This is a genomic window from Pseudomonas sp. NFR02, from assembly GCF_900119375.1.
GTDB classification, from domain to species: domain Bacteria; phylum Pseudomonadota; class Gammaproteobacteria; order Pseudomonadales; family Pseudomonadaceae; genus Aquipseudomonas; species Aquipseudomonas paracarnis.
The window spans coordinates 786,252-802,273 of record NZ_FPJJ01000001.1; the positions used below are offsets into that span (position 1 = coordinate 786,252).

Annotated in this window: 19 protein-coding genes; 9 read left to right on the forward strand and 10 right to left on the reverse strand. The window is 60.9% G+C overall.

Annotated elements, in window-relative coordinates; translation table 11 throughout:
- The first annotated feature begins 7 nt into the window (after positions 1–7).
- Together BT199_RS03710 and BT199_RS03715 are read left to right on the forward strand one after the other, a co-directional pair.
- Positions 8–571 carry a helix-turn-helix domain-containing protein gene (locus tag BT199_RS03710; RefSeq protein ID WP_038450543.1) on the forward strand — a complete coding sequence of 188 codons (564 nt, stop codon included), beginning with the start codon at positions 8–10 and terminating at the stop codon, positions 569–571.
- 22 nt (positions 572–593) lie between these two features.
- Positions 594–1,988, forward strand: coding sequence for an FAD/NAD(P)-binding protein (locus tag BT199_RS03715; RefSeq protein ID WP_072433914.1), 1,395 nt, complete (start codon positions 594–596; stop codon positions 1,986–1,988).
- A gap of 103 nt (positions 1,989–2,091) precedes the next feature.
- Here the strand turns inward: BT199_RS03715 and BT199_RS03720 are convergent, their stop codons facing one another.
- Genes BT199_RS03720 through BT199_RS03735 form a run of 4 tightly spaced genes read right to left on the reverse strand, consistent with a single transcriptional unit; the run spans position 2,092 to position 6,709 of the window.
- Complete coding sequence (locus tag BT199_RS03720) at positions 2,092–3,345, reverse strand: efflux RND transporter periplasmic adaptor subunit (RefSeq protein WP_072433915.1); 1,254 nt, start codon at positions 3,343–3,345, stop codon at positions 2,092–2,094.
- Positions 3,335–4,813: a TolC family protein gene (locus BT199_RS03725; RefSeq protein ID WP_072433916.1), complete on the reverse strand. Its 1,479-nt coding sequence runs from the start codon at positions 4,811–4,813 to the stop codon at positions 3,335–3,337. Before BT199_RS03725 ends, BT199_RS03720 begins: the two co-directional genes overlap by 11 nt.
- Positions 4,806–6,005, reverse strand: coding sequence for an ABC transporter permease (locus tag BT199_RS03730; protein ID WP_072433918.1), 1,200 nt, complete (start codon positions 6,003–6,005; stop codon positions 4,806–4,808). Before BT199_RS03730 ends, BT199_RS03725 begins: the two co-directional genes overlap by 8 nt.
- Positions 6,002–6,709, reverse strand: coding sequence for an ABC transporter ATP-binding protein (locus BT199_RS03735; RefSeq protein WP_020302320.1), 708 nt, complete (start codon positions 6,707–6,709; stop codon positions 6,002–6,004). The genes BT199_RS03730 and BT199_RS03735 overlap by 4 nt, the downstream gene beginning before the upstream one ends.
- A 355-nt stretch (positions 6,710–7,064) precedes the next feature.
- On the opposite strand from BT199_RS03735, the gene BT199_RS03740 reads away from it, so the two are divergent.
- Both BT199_RS03740 and BT199_RS27175 read left to right on the forward strand, forming a co-directional pair.
- Entirely contained in the window at positions 7,065–7,796 is a 732-nt protein-coding gene (locus tag BT199_RS03740) for a TetR/AcrR family transcriptional regulator (RefSeq protein ID WP_014718925.1), read from the forward strand.
- A gap of 31 nt (positions 7,797–7,827) precedes the next feature.
- Entirely contained in the window at positions 7,828–7,995 is a 168-nt protein-coding gene (locus BT199_RS27175) for a hypothetical protein (protein ID WP_155717093.1), read from the forward strand.
- 105 nt (positions 7,996–8,100) lie between these two features.
- Here the strand turns inward: BT199_RS27175 and BT199_RS03745 are convergent, their stop codons facing one another.
- Positions 8,101–9,162 (reverse strand): FUSC family protein, encoded by a 1,062-nt coding sequence (locus tag BT199_RS03745; RefSeq protein ID WP_072433920.1) that lies wholly within the window; start codon positions 9,160–9,162, stop codon positions 8,101–8,103.
- Positions 9,163–9,325: 163 nt separating this feature from the next.
- Entirely contained in the window at positions 9,326–10,942 is a 1,617-nt protein-coding gene (locus BT199_RS03750; protein ID WP_020302317.1) for an NADP-dependent glyceraldehyde-3-phosphate dehydrogenase, read from the reverse strand.
- A gap of 138 nt (positions 10,943–11,080) precedes the next feature.
- Between BT199_RS03750 and BT199_RS03755 the strand changes: the two genes are divergently transcribed.
- Positions 11,081–11,941 (forward strand): Dyp-type peroxidase, encoded by an 861-nt coding sequence (locus BT199_RS03755; RefSeq protein WP_020302316.1) that lies wholly within the window; start codon positions 11,081–11,083, stop codon positions 11,939–11,941.
- Positions 11,942–11,971: 30 nt separating this feature from the next.
- Here BT199_RS03755 and BT199_RS03760 read toward each other — a convergent pair whose 3' ends face one another.
- Positions 11,972–12,493, reverse strand: coding sequence for a DUF3087 family protein (locus BT199_RS03760; protein WP_014718920.1), 522 nt, complete (start codon positions 12,491–12,493; stop codon positions 11,972–11,974).
- A 114-nt stretch (positions 12,494–12,607) separates the two neighbouring features.
- Between BT199_RS03760 and BT199_RS03765 the strand changes: the two genes are divergently transcribed.
- Positions 12,608–12,787, forward strand: coding sequence for a hypothetical protein (locus tag BT199_RS03765; RefSeq protein ID WP_014718919.1), 180 nt, complete (start codon positions 12,608–12,610; stop codon positions 12,785–12,787).
- Positions 12,788–12,799: 12 nt separating this feature from the next.
- On the forward strand, positions 12,800–12,994 hold the full coding sequence (locus BT199_RS03770) for a DUF6021 family protein (RefSeq protein ID WP_005789138.1): 195 nt from the start codon (positions 12,800–12,802) through the stop codon (positions 12,992–12,994).
- Positions 12,995–13,024: 30 nt separating this feature from the next.
- Here BT199_RS03770 and BT199_RS03775 read toward each other — a convergent pair whose 3' ends face one another.
- A complete protein-coding gene (locus tag BT199_RS03775) occupies positions 13,025–13,261 on the reverse strand; it encodes a DUF6555 family protein (RefSeq protein WP_014718918.1) in 237 nt (78 codons plus the stop codon).
- 120 nt (positions 13,262–13,381) lie between these two features.
- Here BT199_RS03775 and BT199_RS03780 point away from each other — a divergent pair, with 120 nt between their 5' ends.
- Both BT199_RS03780 and BT199_RS03785 read left to right on the forward strand, forming a co-directional pair.
- Positions 13,382–14,215: an arylamine N-acetyltransferase family protein gene (locus BT199_RS03780; protein WP_072433921.1), complete on the forward strand. Its 834-nt coding sequence runs from the start codon at positions 13,382–13,384 to the stop codon at positions 14,213–14,215.
- 125 nt (positions 14,216–14,340) lie between these two features.
- A complete protein-coding gene (locus tag BT199_RS03785; protein WP_072433923.1) occupies positions 14,341–15,093 on the forward strand; it encodes an outer membrane beta-barrel protein in 753 nt (250 codons plus the stop codon).
- 58 nt (positions 15,094–15,151) lie between these two features.
- On the opposite strand, the gene BT199_RS03790 is transcribed toward BT199_RS03785, so the two are convergent.
- Positions 15,152–15,466, reverse strand: a complete 315-nt coding sequence (locus tag BT199_RS03790; protein WP_014718915.1) for a helix-turn-helix domain-containing protein — start codon at positions 15,464–15,466, stop codon at positions 15,152–15,154.
- Complete coding sequence (locus BT199_RS03795; RefSeq protein WP_072433924.1) at positions 15,456–15,806, reverse strand: type II toxin-antitoxin system RelE/ParE family toxin; 351 nt, start codon at positions 15,804–15,806, stop codon at positions 15,456–15,458. Before BT199_RS03795 ends, BT199_RS03790 begins: the two co-directional genes overlap by 11 nt.
- Between the last annotated feature and the right edge of the window lie 216 nt (positions 15,807–16,022).

Sequence of the window (16,022 nt, forward strand, 5' to 3'; positions counted from 1 at the left end):
CAATATAGTGCACAAAGAAAATCCGCAACGGGCTTCGGTCCTGCAGCACGTCAGCCAGAACGTTCGTCGCCTGCGCCATGCCGCCGACTTGAGCCAGACCGCGCTCTCGGAAAAGTCCGGAGTCAGCCGGCGTATGCTGGTGGCGATTGAGGCGGGGGAGAAGAACGTCAGCCTGTCGACCCTGGACCGTGTCGCCGAAGCGTTGGACGTGGCGTTCAGTGACCTGATCCAGGCGCCGGATGTGCGGGACCACAGCCGTATCAACGAGCTGGCCTGGGCGGGCGAGATTGTCGGCAGTAAGGCAGTGTTGCTGGCCAAGGCCACGGCACGGCGTGAAGTCGAATTGTGGGAGTGGCGGCTTGAGCCTGGTGATCGTTATTGCCCGGACCCTGATTTGGAAGGGTGGAGCGAGCAACTGTTTGTGTTCGAGGGCAGCCTGACGCTGGTGATAGGTGATCAGGAAACTGTCATCGAGGCTGGAGAGTTCTTTATGTTCGCCAGCCACCAGCCCCATGCTTATCGCAATGATGGGAGCGCGGCGGTACGGTTTGTTCGAAATGTGGTGATTTGAGCAACAATAAGGGCGAACTGGCATGAGTGAATCCACCCGCGTTGCAGACGTACTGATCATCGGTGGTGGCCTGAGCGGCACGATGCTGGCCGTGCAACTGCTGCGCCTGCCGGGCACGCGGCGCATCCTGATAGTCGAACCCCGTGCTGAACTGGGGCGCGGCGAAGCCTACAGCGCGGTCGAATTGGGGCATACGCTAAACGGCAATGCGGCGCGTATGAGCGTTGACCCGGACAACGCCGACGACCTGACCCAATGGCTCACCGACTACATCAGCGCCGGCGGATGGCCCGAGTCGTACCAACAGCATGTGCCCATCAGCGAACTGTTCCCGCCGCGGGGGCTTTTCGGCCTGTACGCCCAGCAGCGTCTGGCGCAAGCCAAGGCAGTGTCCACCTCGATCGTCGAGCACATCCGCGCCGAAGGGGTAGACCTGCAAGTCGACTCCACCTCGGCGTTGTTGACCCTCGATACTGGCGAGCAACTGCGCGGCGCCTGTGCGGTATTGGCCACCGGCATGTTTGCGGCGGCGCGCACTCCGCAGACCGAGTCCACAGGATTGAATGCCGCCGCGTTGGACCCTTGGGATGTCCCCGCGATGACTCGTCTCGACCCACAATCGACCGTACTGATCATCGGCTCCGGTCTGACCATGGTCGATGCCGTGGTCTCCCTGGAACAGGCCGGGCATCGCGGGCCTATCGAGGTTTTTTCGCGGCACGGCTTGTTGCCCCATGTACGCCGGCAACCGCCGAGCTGGGACGACTTCCTCGCCGCCGACCACAGCCTGAGCAGCCCCCGACAATTGCTGCGTGAGGTGCGACGCCAATGCCAGCTCGCGCTGAGGCAAGGTATTGACTGGCAGGCACCGCTGGACACGGTGCGCGTGCACATAGCACGCCTGTGGAGCCAGGCCAGTGAGGCTCACAAGCGCCAGTTCGTGCGGCATGTACGGCCTTGGTGGGAAAGCCATCACCACCGTTCGCCGCCCTTGAGCGCGCAGTTGGTGGCGCGGTTGCAGGAGCAAGGGCGATTGCGGATTCAGGCGGCGTCGTTCAAGGGCTTGGTGCCGGTGCAAGAGGGAGTTGCCATTGCGGTGCGTTACCGTGGCGAGGATGTGATCACCCAGGTGTTGGGCGCTGCGCTGATCAATTCCAGCGGCATCGAATACGACTGGCGCCGGGTGGCCCGGCCTTTACCGCAGCAACTGCTCAAGCGTGGGTTGGTCCAGCCTGGGCCGCTGGCGCTGGGGATTGCGGCGGATGCAACGGGGGCGGTGCTGGATGCTCGCGGCCAGGTCAGCCAGCGACTGTTCGCCATGGGGCCGCCGTTGCGGGGCATGTGGTGGGAGAGCACGGCGGTGACCGATGTGGCCCTGCAGGCCAAGGCGCTGGCCGCCAGGCTGTTACAGGTTTGACTGTGGGAGCTGGCTTGCCTGCGAAAGCGCTAGTGCAGTAACAGATGCAGTGACTGACACACCGCTTTCGCGGGCAAGCCCGCTCCCACATTGTGTTCTCCTTTTATCTTGAGATTTTCACAAACCCGGATGTCAGCCCAAACACCTCAATCCCCTGGGGCGTCGATTGCCCAGGGGTCACTTTCACCCGCTGCACCGGTTTATCCATCGCCGCCCGATACTCCACCGTCATGTCCGCCTGGATCGCCTGGCTGGGAATCACGATCGCCTGGTCATTGTTATAAGTGACAATCGTCAACCGCGCACTCATGCCCAGACGCACCCGCTGCAACTGCTGGGGCGTCAGGGTGGGGATCGACAAGGTCACCGGAAACTGCGCGCTGCCCTGGCTGTCGCTGGCGATGGCCAGGCCGCTGACCACACTGACTGAACCCGACAGCCGCTCGCCATCAAAGCCATCGCCCATGACTTCAACGGCCTGACCCTGACGCAACTGGTTGATATCCAGCTCTGAGACTTTGGCGACGATTTTCAAGCGTTCGATATTGGCCAGGCCGAACAGCACCTGGCCCTGGCTGACCTTGCTGCCGGCCTGCACCGGCGCGTTGTTATTGCCGCCACCTTGAGCGGTATTGGTGTTGCCGGGCGCCGGTACTACGATGCCGGAGAAGGGCGCCTTGACCTCCTTGCCTTCGAGCAGTGTTTGCAAGGCTTGGTACTTCACCGTGGCATTGGTCAGCTCCATCTCGGCGATCTGCCGGTATTCGCCCTGGCCTTGGTCCAGGGCTTGTTGCAGCTCACTGCGCGCCGCCACCAAGTCCAATTGCTGTTGCTGGGTTTGCTGTTTGAGGTCATCCAGTTCGTTGCGCGGGATGATGCCGCGCTTGAACAGGTTTTCGCTCTCGGTGAGTTTGCGTTGGGTGTTGCCTGCGGTCATTTCAGCGGTGCGTAAACTGCGACGGGCGCGGCTGACGGTGGGGCTGCTGCCCCAGTCCTGCATTTCCTGCACGGTACGCCGGGCCTTGAGTTGCGCGGAGAGGGCGTCGCGCAGCTGTATTTCAAGCGTCGCCGGGTCCATGCGCAACAGGACCTGGCCGGCCTCGACGCGCTGGCCTTGTTCGACCAGGTTGGCCAGCACATTGCCGTCGAACGGTGCTGTCAGGACGACGGTGGTGTCAGGCTCGATCTTGCCCACCAGGCCGATCTGGTGCACCAATGGGTCGGGCTTTACGGCCAGCCATTGTTCGCCTGTAGCCGCTTGCTCAGCCCCGCTGCGTTGACTGAGCAGGCCGGCGGCCGCGCCGGCCAACAGCAGGATCAAGGCAACGGCCAGCAGGGATTTTCTGTTAGTAGTCATTGAGGGCAATTTCCCAACTTTCCAGCGTCATGCCCAGGGTCAGATCGAGCTGGGTCTGGGCGTTCAAATAAGCGATCAGCGCATTGAGCTGGGCATTTTCGGCGTTGCGCAGGTCGGTCTCGAAGCTCAGCACCTGAAAGTTGGTGGAGCGCCCGGCGCTGAGCTTTTCCCGCTCGATCTCGATCTTGCGTCTGGACAACTCCACGGCGCGCTTGGAGATTTCATATTGGCGCCAGCGGGTGCCGAGGTCACGCACCACATTGTTGACGTTACGCTCAAGTTCCTGACGAGCGTCGGTAATGCGGATTTCCTGATCCTCCACATTCACTCGCGCACGTACCTCGGCCTGGCGCGTGCTGATGTCGCCAATGGGGATCTGCACCTGCACCCCGGCGTAGCTGTCCCAGGTACGGTTATTGTCATGGCCGTTGTCGTTGTCGGTGGCGGCGCGCACCTGGTTGGCGCCGGCGACCAGGTCCACCTGCCAGCGCCCGGAATCCTTGGCGATCACCAGGTTGAGGTCGGCCTGCTGACTGCCGAGCAGGGCGGCGAGGTATTCCGGTTGCTGGTTTTGCGCGAGGTTGAAGGCCTGGCTTTTGTCGATCTCCAGGGGGGTGGCTTCCAGGGCCTCGGTGGCACGCACCGGTGTCGACAGGTCCAGGGCCAGCAGGCGCAGCAACGCCAGGCGGCTGGTGTCGAGTTGGTTGCGCGCTTCTTCCACGCCTAATTGCTGGGTGGCGATATCGGCTTCGGTCTGGACGATCTCGAACTCGGCCATGCGCCCGGCGCTGATCAGCGCTTTGTTCACCTCCAGTAAAGTAGTGGAGCGTTTGAGCGCTTCCTGGACGATCACCAACTGTTCCTGGGCGCGCAACAATTCGCGGTAGGTGGCGATGATCTGGCTGATGGTCTGCGCCACGGTGGCTTTGAGGTTCAGGCGGTTGGCCTGCTCGGCCAGGCGCGACAGGCGCAGCGGTGCGGTGGTGGCATCCCAACCGGCCCCGCGCATCAGCGGTTGGATGATCGCCAGGTCCAGGCCGTCGCTGCGGTAGCGGCCGGCGCGGTTGGCATTGTTCAACTGCTGGGTCCAGGCCATGCTCAAGCGCGTGCCGTATTCGCCGAGCAGGCTGCTGGTGGGCGCGACGTTGGCGTTGCGCGCATTGTCTTGGGAGCCGCGGGTGCTGCGGTAATAGCTGTTGAGGGTGAGTTTGGGGTTGAACACGTCTTCGGCCACGCGCAGGTCGAACTTCTGCGCCACCCGTTGCAGGTAGGCGCTGCGGATCGCCGGGTTATTACGCAGGCCCAGGTACACCGCGTCCCCCAGGGTCATGGTGGTGGCCTGGGCATTCAGCGAGACGCTACGCTCGTAGCCGCTGCGGGTAGTGCTGGGGGCCTGAGGGGGGATCACCACATCGGCGGCCATGCCCGGCAGGCTGATCAGCATGAGCAGTGCCAGGTACTTATTCATCGCGCAGGGCCTCAACCGGCTGCAAGCGTGAGGCCGACACCGCCGGATAAATGCCAAAGAACAACCCCACCAGCAACGTGCTGCCCACGCCCAGGGGCAGCGCGGCCACCGCCAGGGAAAACGCCCAGCCCGACAGCCACGCATACACCCAGGCGGCAGTCATGCCCAGGACTGCGCCGCACAGGGCCCCCACGGCGGTGAGGGTGACCGCTTCGAGCAAAAACAGATTACGGATGTCCCGCTGGCGTGCGCCCAAGGCCATGCGGATGCCGATCTCACGGCGGCGTTCCGAGACGTTCATCAGCATCACGTTCATCACTCCGACACCGCCGCCTACCAGGGAGATCGCGCCGAGGGCCAGCAGCAGGTAGGCGAAGGTGCGGCTTTGGCGGGTCATGCCATCGATCATTTGCTGGGGCACTGTGATGTCGACGCTATGGTCGGTGAGCTGGGGTTGCAGCGCGGCGGCGGCATCCTTGGCGATACGTTCCATGTCCTGTCCCGGCGCTGCGCGAATGATCAGGTTGTTGATCTGCGGGTTGGCGTAGATGCGGCGCATGCCCTCGGCGGGAATAAACAACGATTCGTTGGCTTGCACCGGCATCAGCATGGCCCTGGGCTGGTTGCGCAGGATGCCCACCACCACAAACAGGTAATCGTTGATACGCACACGGTCGCCCAGTTGCAGCGGGTCACCTGGCGCGCCAAGGGCCTGGGCGAGTTGGTCGCCGATCACTCCGTAGGTTTCGTTGGCATCGAAGGGTGACAGGAAGCGCCCCTCACGCAGCGCCAGGCGCATGGCGTCCTGGATGCCCGCAGTACTGCCGACAAAGTTGGCATTGGCGGTCCGCCCATGAAACACAATGGGCCCGCTGAACAGGCTGAGCGCGCCGATATGGGCAATGCCTGGCACTGCCTGGCGCACCGCGTCGAGGTCGAGCTGGGTGCGCATCGGCACGTTGCTGCTGCCCTTGGGCGGGAACTGGGCGATGAGGGTGTCGGTACCCATGTCCTTGAAAATCATCGCCGCATCCACCGCCGCGTTGTGGCCGATATTGATCAGCGCCACCACCGAGGAACTGCCGATGACGATCCCCAGGAGCGCCAGGATCGAGCGCTTGCCCAAGGTACGCAGGCTGATAAACGCTTCATGCAGCAGGTGGCTGAGGTTCTGCTCGACCCGCAGGCTCATGGGCGCCCGGCCTCACGCACCACGCCATTGCGCACCAGGATCTTGCGCTCCAGGCGGTCGGCAATGTGGGGGTCGTGGGTGACGATGATCAGCGTCACCTGTTGGTCACGATTGAGGTTCAGCAGCAGGTCCATGATCTCCTGGGCGGTGGTGCTGTCGAGGTTGCCGGTGGGTTCGTCGGCCAAAATCACCGAGGGGTTGCCTACCAGGGCGCGAGCAATGGCCACGCGCTGGCGCTGGCCGCCGGAGAGGTCGGCGGGGCGGTGGTGGGCGCGTTCGGCGAGGCCGACTTGTGCGAGCATGCGCTGGGCGTGTTCCACCGATTCATGCCGCGACACGCCGCGATAACTCAAGGGCAGTGCGACATTGTCCAGGGCACTGAGGCGGGGCAGCAGGTTGAAGCTCTGGAACACGAAGCCGATCTGCTGGTTGCGGATCGCCGCCAGCTCATCGGGGGTGGCGTTGAAAATATCGTGGCCGGCAAAGTGGTATTGGCCGCAGTTGGGCAGGTCCAGCAGGCCGAGGATGTTGAGCAGGGTGCTTTTGCCGGAGCCGGAGGCACCGAGGATACCGCAGCTGTCACCGCTGGCGATGGACAGGCACACGTCATTGAGAATGTTCAACTCTTGCCCGGCGAGCTGATAGCGCTTGCCGATGCCTTGCAGGGAAATCAAGCCGGGTTGCGCGGGGGTCTGTGTCATCATGACTACGCCTGCAGTCTCGACGGTGCCGACGTGCTCCCCGAAAACCCTTGTAACAAGTTCGGAAGCTGCCTGTACGCGTCACGGACTGGTTTTATTTCTTGTTTTTAAAATATTGTTTGAATAGTAACTGCCTTCCTGACGCTTCGCCAGCCACGGAGGTAGAGCGGTTTTCTCTCTCGAAGCGATTTCGCCGTCACCTGTGTGTGGCTCACAAAAATCCCATACCTGGTCTCAAAAGCCCGGTTATACAGGCTTTGGAAGATATGGCGGAGTGTCACTACTTGCTTTCGACGGGCCGCCCCGGTATAAAAAATCAAATTATTTTTTAAAACAATATTTCCGCCGTGGAATCCATATGGTCGCGAAGAAACTCAGCGCTCCAAACGTTACCAAGACTCGACTGCTGGATGCGACAGAGGCTCTTTTTATCAAGTACGGCTATGACGCCGTGTTGCTACGGCAGATAACCGAACGCGCCCAGGTCAACCTGGCGGCGGTGAACTACCACTTCGGGGACAAGGACTCCCTGATGAAAACCCTGCTGATGCAGCGCCTGGAGCCGCTCAACGAGCAGCGCCTGGAATTGCTTGCGCGCTGTGAAGCCGAATCCGATGGCCCACTGGACTGCGACACGCTACTGGGCGTGCTGTTTGCCCCGGCCATGGGCCTGGAGCGCAGCGACCCAGCCAGCGGGGAAGGGCGTTCGTTCATCCGCTTCCTGGGCCGGGTCTACAGCGACACGTCGCCGTTCATTCAGGAATACCTCAAGGTCCATTACCAGCCGGTGTTCCAGCGGTTCTTCGAAGCCTTCGCCCTGGCCTTGCCGGATTTGCCACGTAATGAACTGGGGGTGCGCCTGCAATTTGCACTCAAGGCCATCTCCGGCGTCATGGCCGGCACCGAACTGCGCTTGCTGATGAACTCCATGAGCCTGGGCCGCCCGGCCACGGATGCCGAGGTGATGGCCAAGCTGATTACCTTGGTGTCGGCAGCGATCCGAGTGCCGCAGCAGAGTGCAGAGGCTGAAACGGCGTTGGCGAAGGTGCTGGATACCCAGCGCGCCATTCGCGAACAAGCCACACGCTGAAGCCAATCCTCAAACCCCTGTAGGAACGAGCTTGCTCGCGAATAACGTCAACGATAACGCGGGCATTCTGGTTAACCGCGCCGTCATTACGTTCTTCGCGAGCAAGCTCGCTCCTACAAAAGCGGGGCGTTTTCCAGCACCAAAAGGCAGGCAAAAAAAAGCCCGCTGGGGCGGCGGGCTTGATATGCAACGTTTGTAACGGATGAGGCTTCACACTACGTCTCGGCTTGTGAATAAAACGTGAAAAATATGTAAGAGAAAGTGTGAATGTGTCGATGTGCGTAAAGCTGCTCTCCAGCTGTCGCTAAATCTTCCAGCGTGCGGCACTTTTGCCAAGCCGTTGACGCATCTGATCCACGTTCGCCGCCAGTTGCAGGGTCAACAGGCGATACCCATCCAGCGCGCTGTACACCGGTGCATCAAGCGCAGGCTCACTGGCATGGGCGTGACCGGTACGCTCCAACCGCTCCGTCGCCCCCGACTTCAATGCCCGCGCCATCCCCACCAACTGCACCCGAATCTGCCGATGCTCGGCTTTCAACATGACTTGCATCCGCGCCGTGGACTGCTCATCACGCGGGGCCGGCCGGGTATTGCCCAGAATCTCCAGGGTGCTGATGCACAGGCGCAGGTGCCGCTGGATCGCATCCAGTTCAGTCATGGAAATCCGCACTTCCTTGGACACCGACGGCATCAACGAGCGCAGTTGCACCATCGCCCCGTTCAAGCGGTTGAGCAGCTTGAGGTGTTCATCGTCAGTTACCGATTGGCCATTGATGATCCGGCTATAAATCTGCGCGCAGTCACGCAGGGCGCTGGCCAGGTTGTAGCGCCACGAATACACGGCGTACAACGGCAAGGCAAAGGAAAACGCCAGGGCCAGCACAATGCCGATCAGGATATCGACGGTGCGCCACAATCCATCGGAGATAGGGTTATCGCCGTGGCCGGCGACGATAAACACCGTGATCGCCGACAGCAGTGCGATATAGCCGCCTTTGCCGATGGCGTGATAGGAAAAGAACCCGCACACCACCGACATCAACAGGTAGGTGAGCAACGGCAGGCCGAAGTAAGCCTGCTGCACCACCAGCAGCAAGCCGACGCTGGCGCCGATCAAGGTGCCGTAGGCGCGCTCGACGGCTTTCTTGCCGATATTGCCGTGGTGCTGCAACCCGCCGATCACGATCAGCATGGTCACCGACGCCCATTCACCGTGGGGCAGGTTGAGGCCGGTGGTCAGCAGGATGGTTGCCAGCAACCCCACCGACACGCGCGCGGCGTGGATCAGCTTGGCATGGCGAAAGCGGCGGTAGGGGTCGAGCAAGGGGCGCAGCAGGCGCCGGGCAAAGAAGGGCAGGTTCATCAGCAGTAAAGTGGCCTCGATTATCTGAGTGCGCGCGATCAAATGTGGGAGCTGGCTTGCCTGCGATAGCATCACCGCGACCTGACTGAAAGACCGAGGTGCCGGCATCGCAGGCAAGCCAGCTCCCACACTGACCTGTCTGCACATTGGAACGGGGTTGATTTTAGAAGATGTAATCGGTAGTCAGGAAACTCGAATCGCGGTTGCGCAAAATATCGCTGACCAACGCCTTGTTACTTTCCTGAAACTTGGTTGCCACCAAGGTGCGGATCGAGAACACGCGCAAGGCATCATGCACCGACAACGTGCCTTCGGCCGAGTTCTTGCGCCCGTTGAAGGGGAAGGTGTCCGGCCCGCGCTGGCATTGGGCATTGATATTGATACGGCCCACCTGGTTGGCGAAGGTGTCCACCAGGCGTCCGACTGCCACGGGGTCGGTGCCGAAGAGGCTCAACTGCTGGCCGAAATCCGAGTCCAGCACGTAGTCGATCACGGTCTCCAGGTCACGATAGGGCACGATCGGCACCACCGGGCCAAATTGCTCTTCGTGGTAGACGCGCATCTGCGGGTTTACCGGGTACAGCACCGCCGGGTAGAAGAACGAACCACGGCTGCTGCCGCCCTCGGGGTTCATGACCTTGGCGCCATGGCGCGCCGCATCGGCCACCAGTTCGCTGAGGTAATCGACCTTGCCCACTTCCGGCAGTGGCGTCAGCGCCACGCCATCCTCCCACGGCATGCCGGGCTTGAGCGTCGCCAGCTTGGCGTTGAATTTCTCGATAAAGCGCTCGACCACGTCTTCATGCACGAACAGGATCTTCAACGCGGTGCAACGCTGGCCGTTGAACGACAGCGAGCCGGTGACGGCTTCGTTCACCGCGTTGTCCAAGTCCACTTCGGGCAGCACGATCCCCGGGTTTTTGGCATCCAGGCCCAGCGCAGCACGCAAACGGTGTGGCTTGGGGTGCAGTTTTTTCAAATCACTGGCGGCCTTGTTGGTGCCGATAAATGCAAAGATATCGATCTTGCCGCTGGCCATCAGCGCGCTCACGGTCTCGCGGCCGCTGCCGTAGATCACGTTGATCACCCCGGCCGGGAAGCTGTCGCGGAACGCCTCCAGTAACGGGCGGATCAACAGCACACCGAGCTTGGCCGGCTTGAACACCACGGTATTGCCCATGATCAAGGCCGGGATCAGCGTGGTGAAGGTCTCGTTCAAGGGGTAGTTGTAAGGCCCCATGCACAGCGCCACGCCCAGGGGCACGCGGCGGATTTGTCCGAGGGTGTCCTGCTCCAGTTCGAAGCGGCTACTGCGGCGGTCAAGCTCCTTGAGGGCATTGATGGTGTCGGTGATGTAGTCGCAGGTGCGGTCGAATTCTTTCTGCGAGTCCTTGAGGTTCTTGCCGATTTCCCACATGAGCAGTTTCACCACCGCGTCGCGCTGTTCGCGCATACGCCGCAAAAACGCCTCGACGTGCTGGATGCGCTCAACAACGCGCATCGTCGGCCACTCACCCTGGCCACGGTCATAAGCACGCACCGCCGCATCCAGCGCGGTTAGGGCGGTCTCCGCGTCCAGCAGCGGCGTGCTGCCGATATGCACGCGTTCATCGCCCAACTGCACCGGGCTTTGCACGCGCGCAAGCGGGCCGTTCCACACCCGCAGCTGGCCATCGACCAGGTAGTCGCGCTGTTCAATGGGCGCCGCCAGGCGAAATTGCTCGGGAATCTGGGAGACGGAAGTGGGAAACAGCTGGGCGAGCAGGTTGCTGGTGGTCATGTCGCTACCCCTGGAATAGTTGCAAAACATGACTAGAGAGTCACCCAACTGACGGCTCTAAGGCAAGGCTTACGCGCATTGTTGTTCGCAGCGCGGTGCTCGCCGGGTAAACTGCGCGGCTTTTCAGAAGGAGTTCACATGAGTCAGTACCAGCCGGGCATTCTTGCCGCACCGGTGCCTTTGCAGGCCCGCCATCTGTTTTTCGCCCTCGATTCCCTGCAAGCCGTGCCCGCAGCATTGGACGCGCTGGTGCAACTGACGGATGCGCAGGCGGTGGTCGGTTTCGGTGAGCCGCTGGTAAAGGCACTGGGCGCCGAGATTGAAGGGCTGCGCGCATTTCCCTCAGTAAGCGCCCCTGGCGCGCACAACCCGTCCACCCAGCAGGCGTTGTGGGTATGGCTGCATGGGGTGGATCGCGGTGAGTTGCTGCTGCGCAGCCGGGCCGTCGAAAAAGCCCTGGCCCCGGCGTTTGCCCTGGTGCAATCGATTGAAGGCTTCCGCTACAAGACCGGTTTTGACCTGACCGACTACGAAGACGGCACAGAGAACCCTCACGACGATGCCGCCGTGGAAGCGGCGTTGACCGACAGCGGCGCCAGCTTTGCCGCGATCCAGCAATGGCAGCACGATCTCGACGGTTTCGCCGCATTGCCTGCCCAGGAGCGGGATCACATTATCGGCCGTCGCCATGGCGACAACGAAGAACTCGACGACGCCCCGGAATCGGCCCATACCAAACGCACGGCCCAGGAGAGCTTTACCCCGGAAGCCTTCGTGGTACGTCGTTCGATGCCCTGGGCCGAGAATGGCCAAGCGGGGTTGATGTTTCTCGCCTTCGGGCATTCCTTCGATGCGTTTGAGGCCCAGCTTCGGCGTATGAGCGGGTTGGAGGACGGGATCGTCGATGGCCTGTATCGCATCAGCAAACCGCTGACCGGTGGCTATTACTGGTGCCCGCCGGTGAGGGAAGGGCGCCTGGACCTGAGTCTGGTTTTTTAACTGCTTTTTGCCTGCGTCCTGAGGTACGCCTCAAGCGCTTTTGAGCGTTTCCAGCCACGCGGGATCGAGCCGGGTTTGTTCGGTATCGATCCCCATCGCGTGCATCTTCGCCTTGTGTGCGTCAATCTCGCCGACCAGTTGCGCCTGGGCGCTGGAGTTGGCGTCCAGCTCATGCATCTGCGTCAGCCCCAAGTGATAGAAACGCAACAGCTTGATGGCGGTGGGGTCGTTAGCTTGTACCCGCTCGGTGACCTTGTGCATCACGTTGGTCACGCTCATCAGGCTGCGCTTGAGCTGCCAGCCATACACCGCTGGCGCCAACCAGGCCTGGCTCCAGAACGGACCACGCACCAGCGCCAAGACGATCAACACAGCGGCAAATACACCGCCGACATTGAAGCGAAAGTTGTCACCGCCAGGTTCGCCGAACAGCATCACCGCCAGGCTCGACAGCAGCATGGCCAGGGCCAGGAATAGCACGGCCACGATCAGCGTGCTGCGGCGGGTTTGTTGACGGTAGGTGACGGGGTCGCAGGGTTTGAGCTCGAACATCCGGTTCAGGTCTCCAGAAAGGGCGCTTATCTTCTCATGCTTGCAACAATGAAGTTGAACGATGGCTGCGCACGGTTTCTCTAAACCTGTGAAGCCCCCATGAGGTATGCCGTCATGTCTGAACACAAGCAGCCACCGCCGGGTACACCGGATCCTAACCGCACGCCGGGTGAAGAGGAGCGCGACAACGATGCACTGCGTCCCAACGATCCCAAAGAGCGTGGCCCCGACAACGATGTGGAGCGCGTCGAAGAAGACCTGGAAAACCTCCACGACAAAGCGCGCCCGCTTTAGCAGGAGCATGTGATGAACAAACGTACCGATGGTCCCCACTCCAACGAGCACGCCAGTGGTAAGGATGAGCTGGGTTTTGACCCGGACTCGCCCGATGTGGCCGACCCGCAGGTTGATCCGGTAGGCCCGGCTATTGCACCGCTGGATGAGAAAAAGTCATCTGAGAAAAAGCCGCCCTACGATCCGTTGGGCGACTTGAAGAAGTGAACCGAGCCCCGCCGTTGTGCGGGGCTTTGTTTATTTGGGCGGGTTCCAGCTGACGTCGCTGATACCGTATTTTTCCGCCCAGGGCCGGGTAGTTTTTTTCACTTGCTCGTGACCAACGCGACCGATGCGGCTGACATGCGCAATGTCGGCATCAACGGCCGCCCAGTGCCAAGCTTCAGCGTTGTTCATCACCTCGGCGCGCACCACGAAAGACTTGGGTTTACCGTGTAGCTGATAGTGGATGGTGTAGATTTTTGCGGTACTCATGTTGCCTCCCTGTCTTGTTATAGATGGATAGGCCGTCGTTCTAAAAGGTTCATTCAAAATGACAACGTACGCAGAGGCGCGGCATAGTGACGCTCTTGCCCTGCGCCCGAGGATCGCGCCATGCTCACACCCACGGATAGCCGCCTGTACCTGCAACGCCTGGGCTATGCCTCGCCACCGGCGCCGACCTTGCAGACCCTGCGGGACTTGCAACTGCGCCATGTGTGCACCTTCGCCTTTGAAAGCCTGTCGACCCTGATGCAGGTGCCGGTGCCGATTGACCTGCCAAGCGTCGCGCAGAAGGTGTTGCACCAGGGACGCGGCGGCTATTGCTATGAGTTGAACCAGCTGTTCCTGGCGCTGTTGCAGGCGCTCGGTTTTGACGCCCGTGGCATCACCGGTCGTGTGGTGATTGGCGGGCCACCGGACGCCCACACCGGGCGTACTCACCGTCTGAGCCTGGTGACCGTTGATGGCGTGCGCTATATCACCGATGTGGGCTTCGGTGGCATGGTCCCCAGCAGCCCGTTGCAACTGGACAACGAAGCGCCCCAGGCCACGGCCCATGAGCCTTTTCGCCTGACACACCATCAGGGCAGCTACACGTTGTGGGCCCAGGTCGGTGAGGAGTGGCGCGGCTTGTATGTGTTCGACCTGCAAGTGCAGGCCGATATCGACTATGAAATCGGCAACTGGTATGTCTCAACGCACCCGGGGTCACCGTTCGTGGGGCAGTTGAAAGCGGCGCTACTGGCTCCCGGCCAACGTCATACTTTGGCCAACGCCCGCTATGCGCTTCATTACCTGGATCGACCCAGTGAAAAGCGCACGCTTGAGAGTGCCGATGAACTGCTGGGGCTCTTGCGCGACACCTTCGGCATTCGGCTGCCGGATCAGCCTCAACTGCGCGAAGCCGTCGAACGCCTTATTCGCATGAATCCTGAAGAATATTGAGATAGAGCCTTCGCTGAACCGTTTTTTCTCCATTTTGGTGCAAATCAGTTCGAACTTTTCGCAAACGCGAGGGTTCGAACCGATTCCTGAATACTTTGCCCACCTTAAAATGGAGATGTAAAACGATGTCCAAACTATTCGGAAAATTCATCAAGAGCACCTCGCTGCTGGCCCTGGTAGCTGCGCCAGGCGTGGTGTTTGCTGCACCCTCCACCGACCCGATTTCCACGTTCGGGATCATGGGCAGCTACAACGACTTCAAACTTGAAGGCGGCAGCGAAAGCGACAAGGACCACATGCCCGAAGCGGGCCTGTTCTACAACTTCGGCAACAAGCTCACCGCCGAGTCGGGCTTTATCTACCAGGCCGGTATCGAAGCCAAGTACGGCGAGAAGAGCGATAACAAGCTCAAGGAAGGCCAGGCTGACCTCGACCTCGGCTGGCGTGCCGCGCTGGATGCGCGCAACTTCGTCGACGTGATCGTGGGTGGTGGTTACACCTGGACCCGCTACGAGCCGGACACCAATGGCTACGACATGAAGCTCACCAACAAGTCGCCGTTTGCCAAGGCCGCTCTGGGCTACAACCACCAGTTCGATGACATGACCCTGCGCGTTGAAGCCGGCGCCCGTCACACCATCGACGGCCGCGCCAAGCTCAAGGTGGACGGCGTTGGCAGCGACAGCGTGGACCTCAAGGACCGCACCAACCCTTATGCCGAAGTCAGCCTGCTGATGAACCAGAAGGGCGACCTGCCAGTGATGGCGGGCTTGTACTACACGCGTACCGAGTACAAGCTCGACGACGACTCCTATGTGGCCGATAACACCAAGCTCAAGCGTGATGAGTATGGTTTCAAGGTGGGTATCGCGTTCTGACGCTGTTGCACTGAAAAAACGCCCCGAACTGCCGGGGCGTTTTTTTTCGGCTTGCAGGTCAGCCCAGTGCGGCCAGTTGCGCCACGGTTTCCGGAAAGCGCGCCACCAGGCGGATCAGGGTGACGGCCTGGGCGTTGGGTTTGGCCCGGCCTTGTTCCCAGTTCTCCAGGGTGCGGGTGTTGGTACGCAGATACATGGCGAATACCGACCGGGAGAGGTTGAGTTGCTGGCGCACAGCGATCACCTCGTCTGCGGTAAGCGGCGCCAGCTTGTTGAGGTGCACTTTGTGGTTGCGCAGGGTGATTTTACCCTGGCGTTCATCGGCCAAGGCGTCGAAGCCTTCGACCAGTTCGGAAAAGATGTCACGTTTCATCGTGCATTCTCGCTTTGATTTCCCTGTCCAGCATGTGTTTAAGGGCTTTCTTGTGTTGCGGTGCCAGGTCGTTTTGTTCGTGTTTGCCGTACAAGGTGAATAACCAGAATTGCGTACCGCCTGACCACCAGTAATAAATGACCCGCAGGCCACCGCGCTTGCCTTTGTTTCGTCGTTCATCGATGAAGCGAACCTTCCTCAACCCGCCCGTCCCTTCGATCACGTCTCCTGCTTCGGGGTTTTTCATTAACTCCTGTTGAAAACCCTGGAAAAGCTCGTCACTCAGATAGTCTTTGCGATACCGCTCGAATGCCGGCAGTTCGATAAATAGAGCATCCATGTTCTGTACGTTGCCTGCGTAGAGTTTGGTGGCCCACCCGCGTTGGGTCAAGTGACCTTGCTGTGGGAACTTTCTTAAAACGCAGACACCATACGGCCGGCTTCAGCGGGTAGATGCCAGATGAAGAGGTAGATCGAGAAGGAAAAATCAGCGAGCCGAGGAGGGGAAAAGCAAGTTCTGGGAAATGCAAAACGGCGCCCAAAGGCGCCGTTCTGT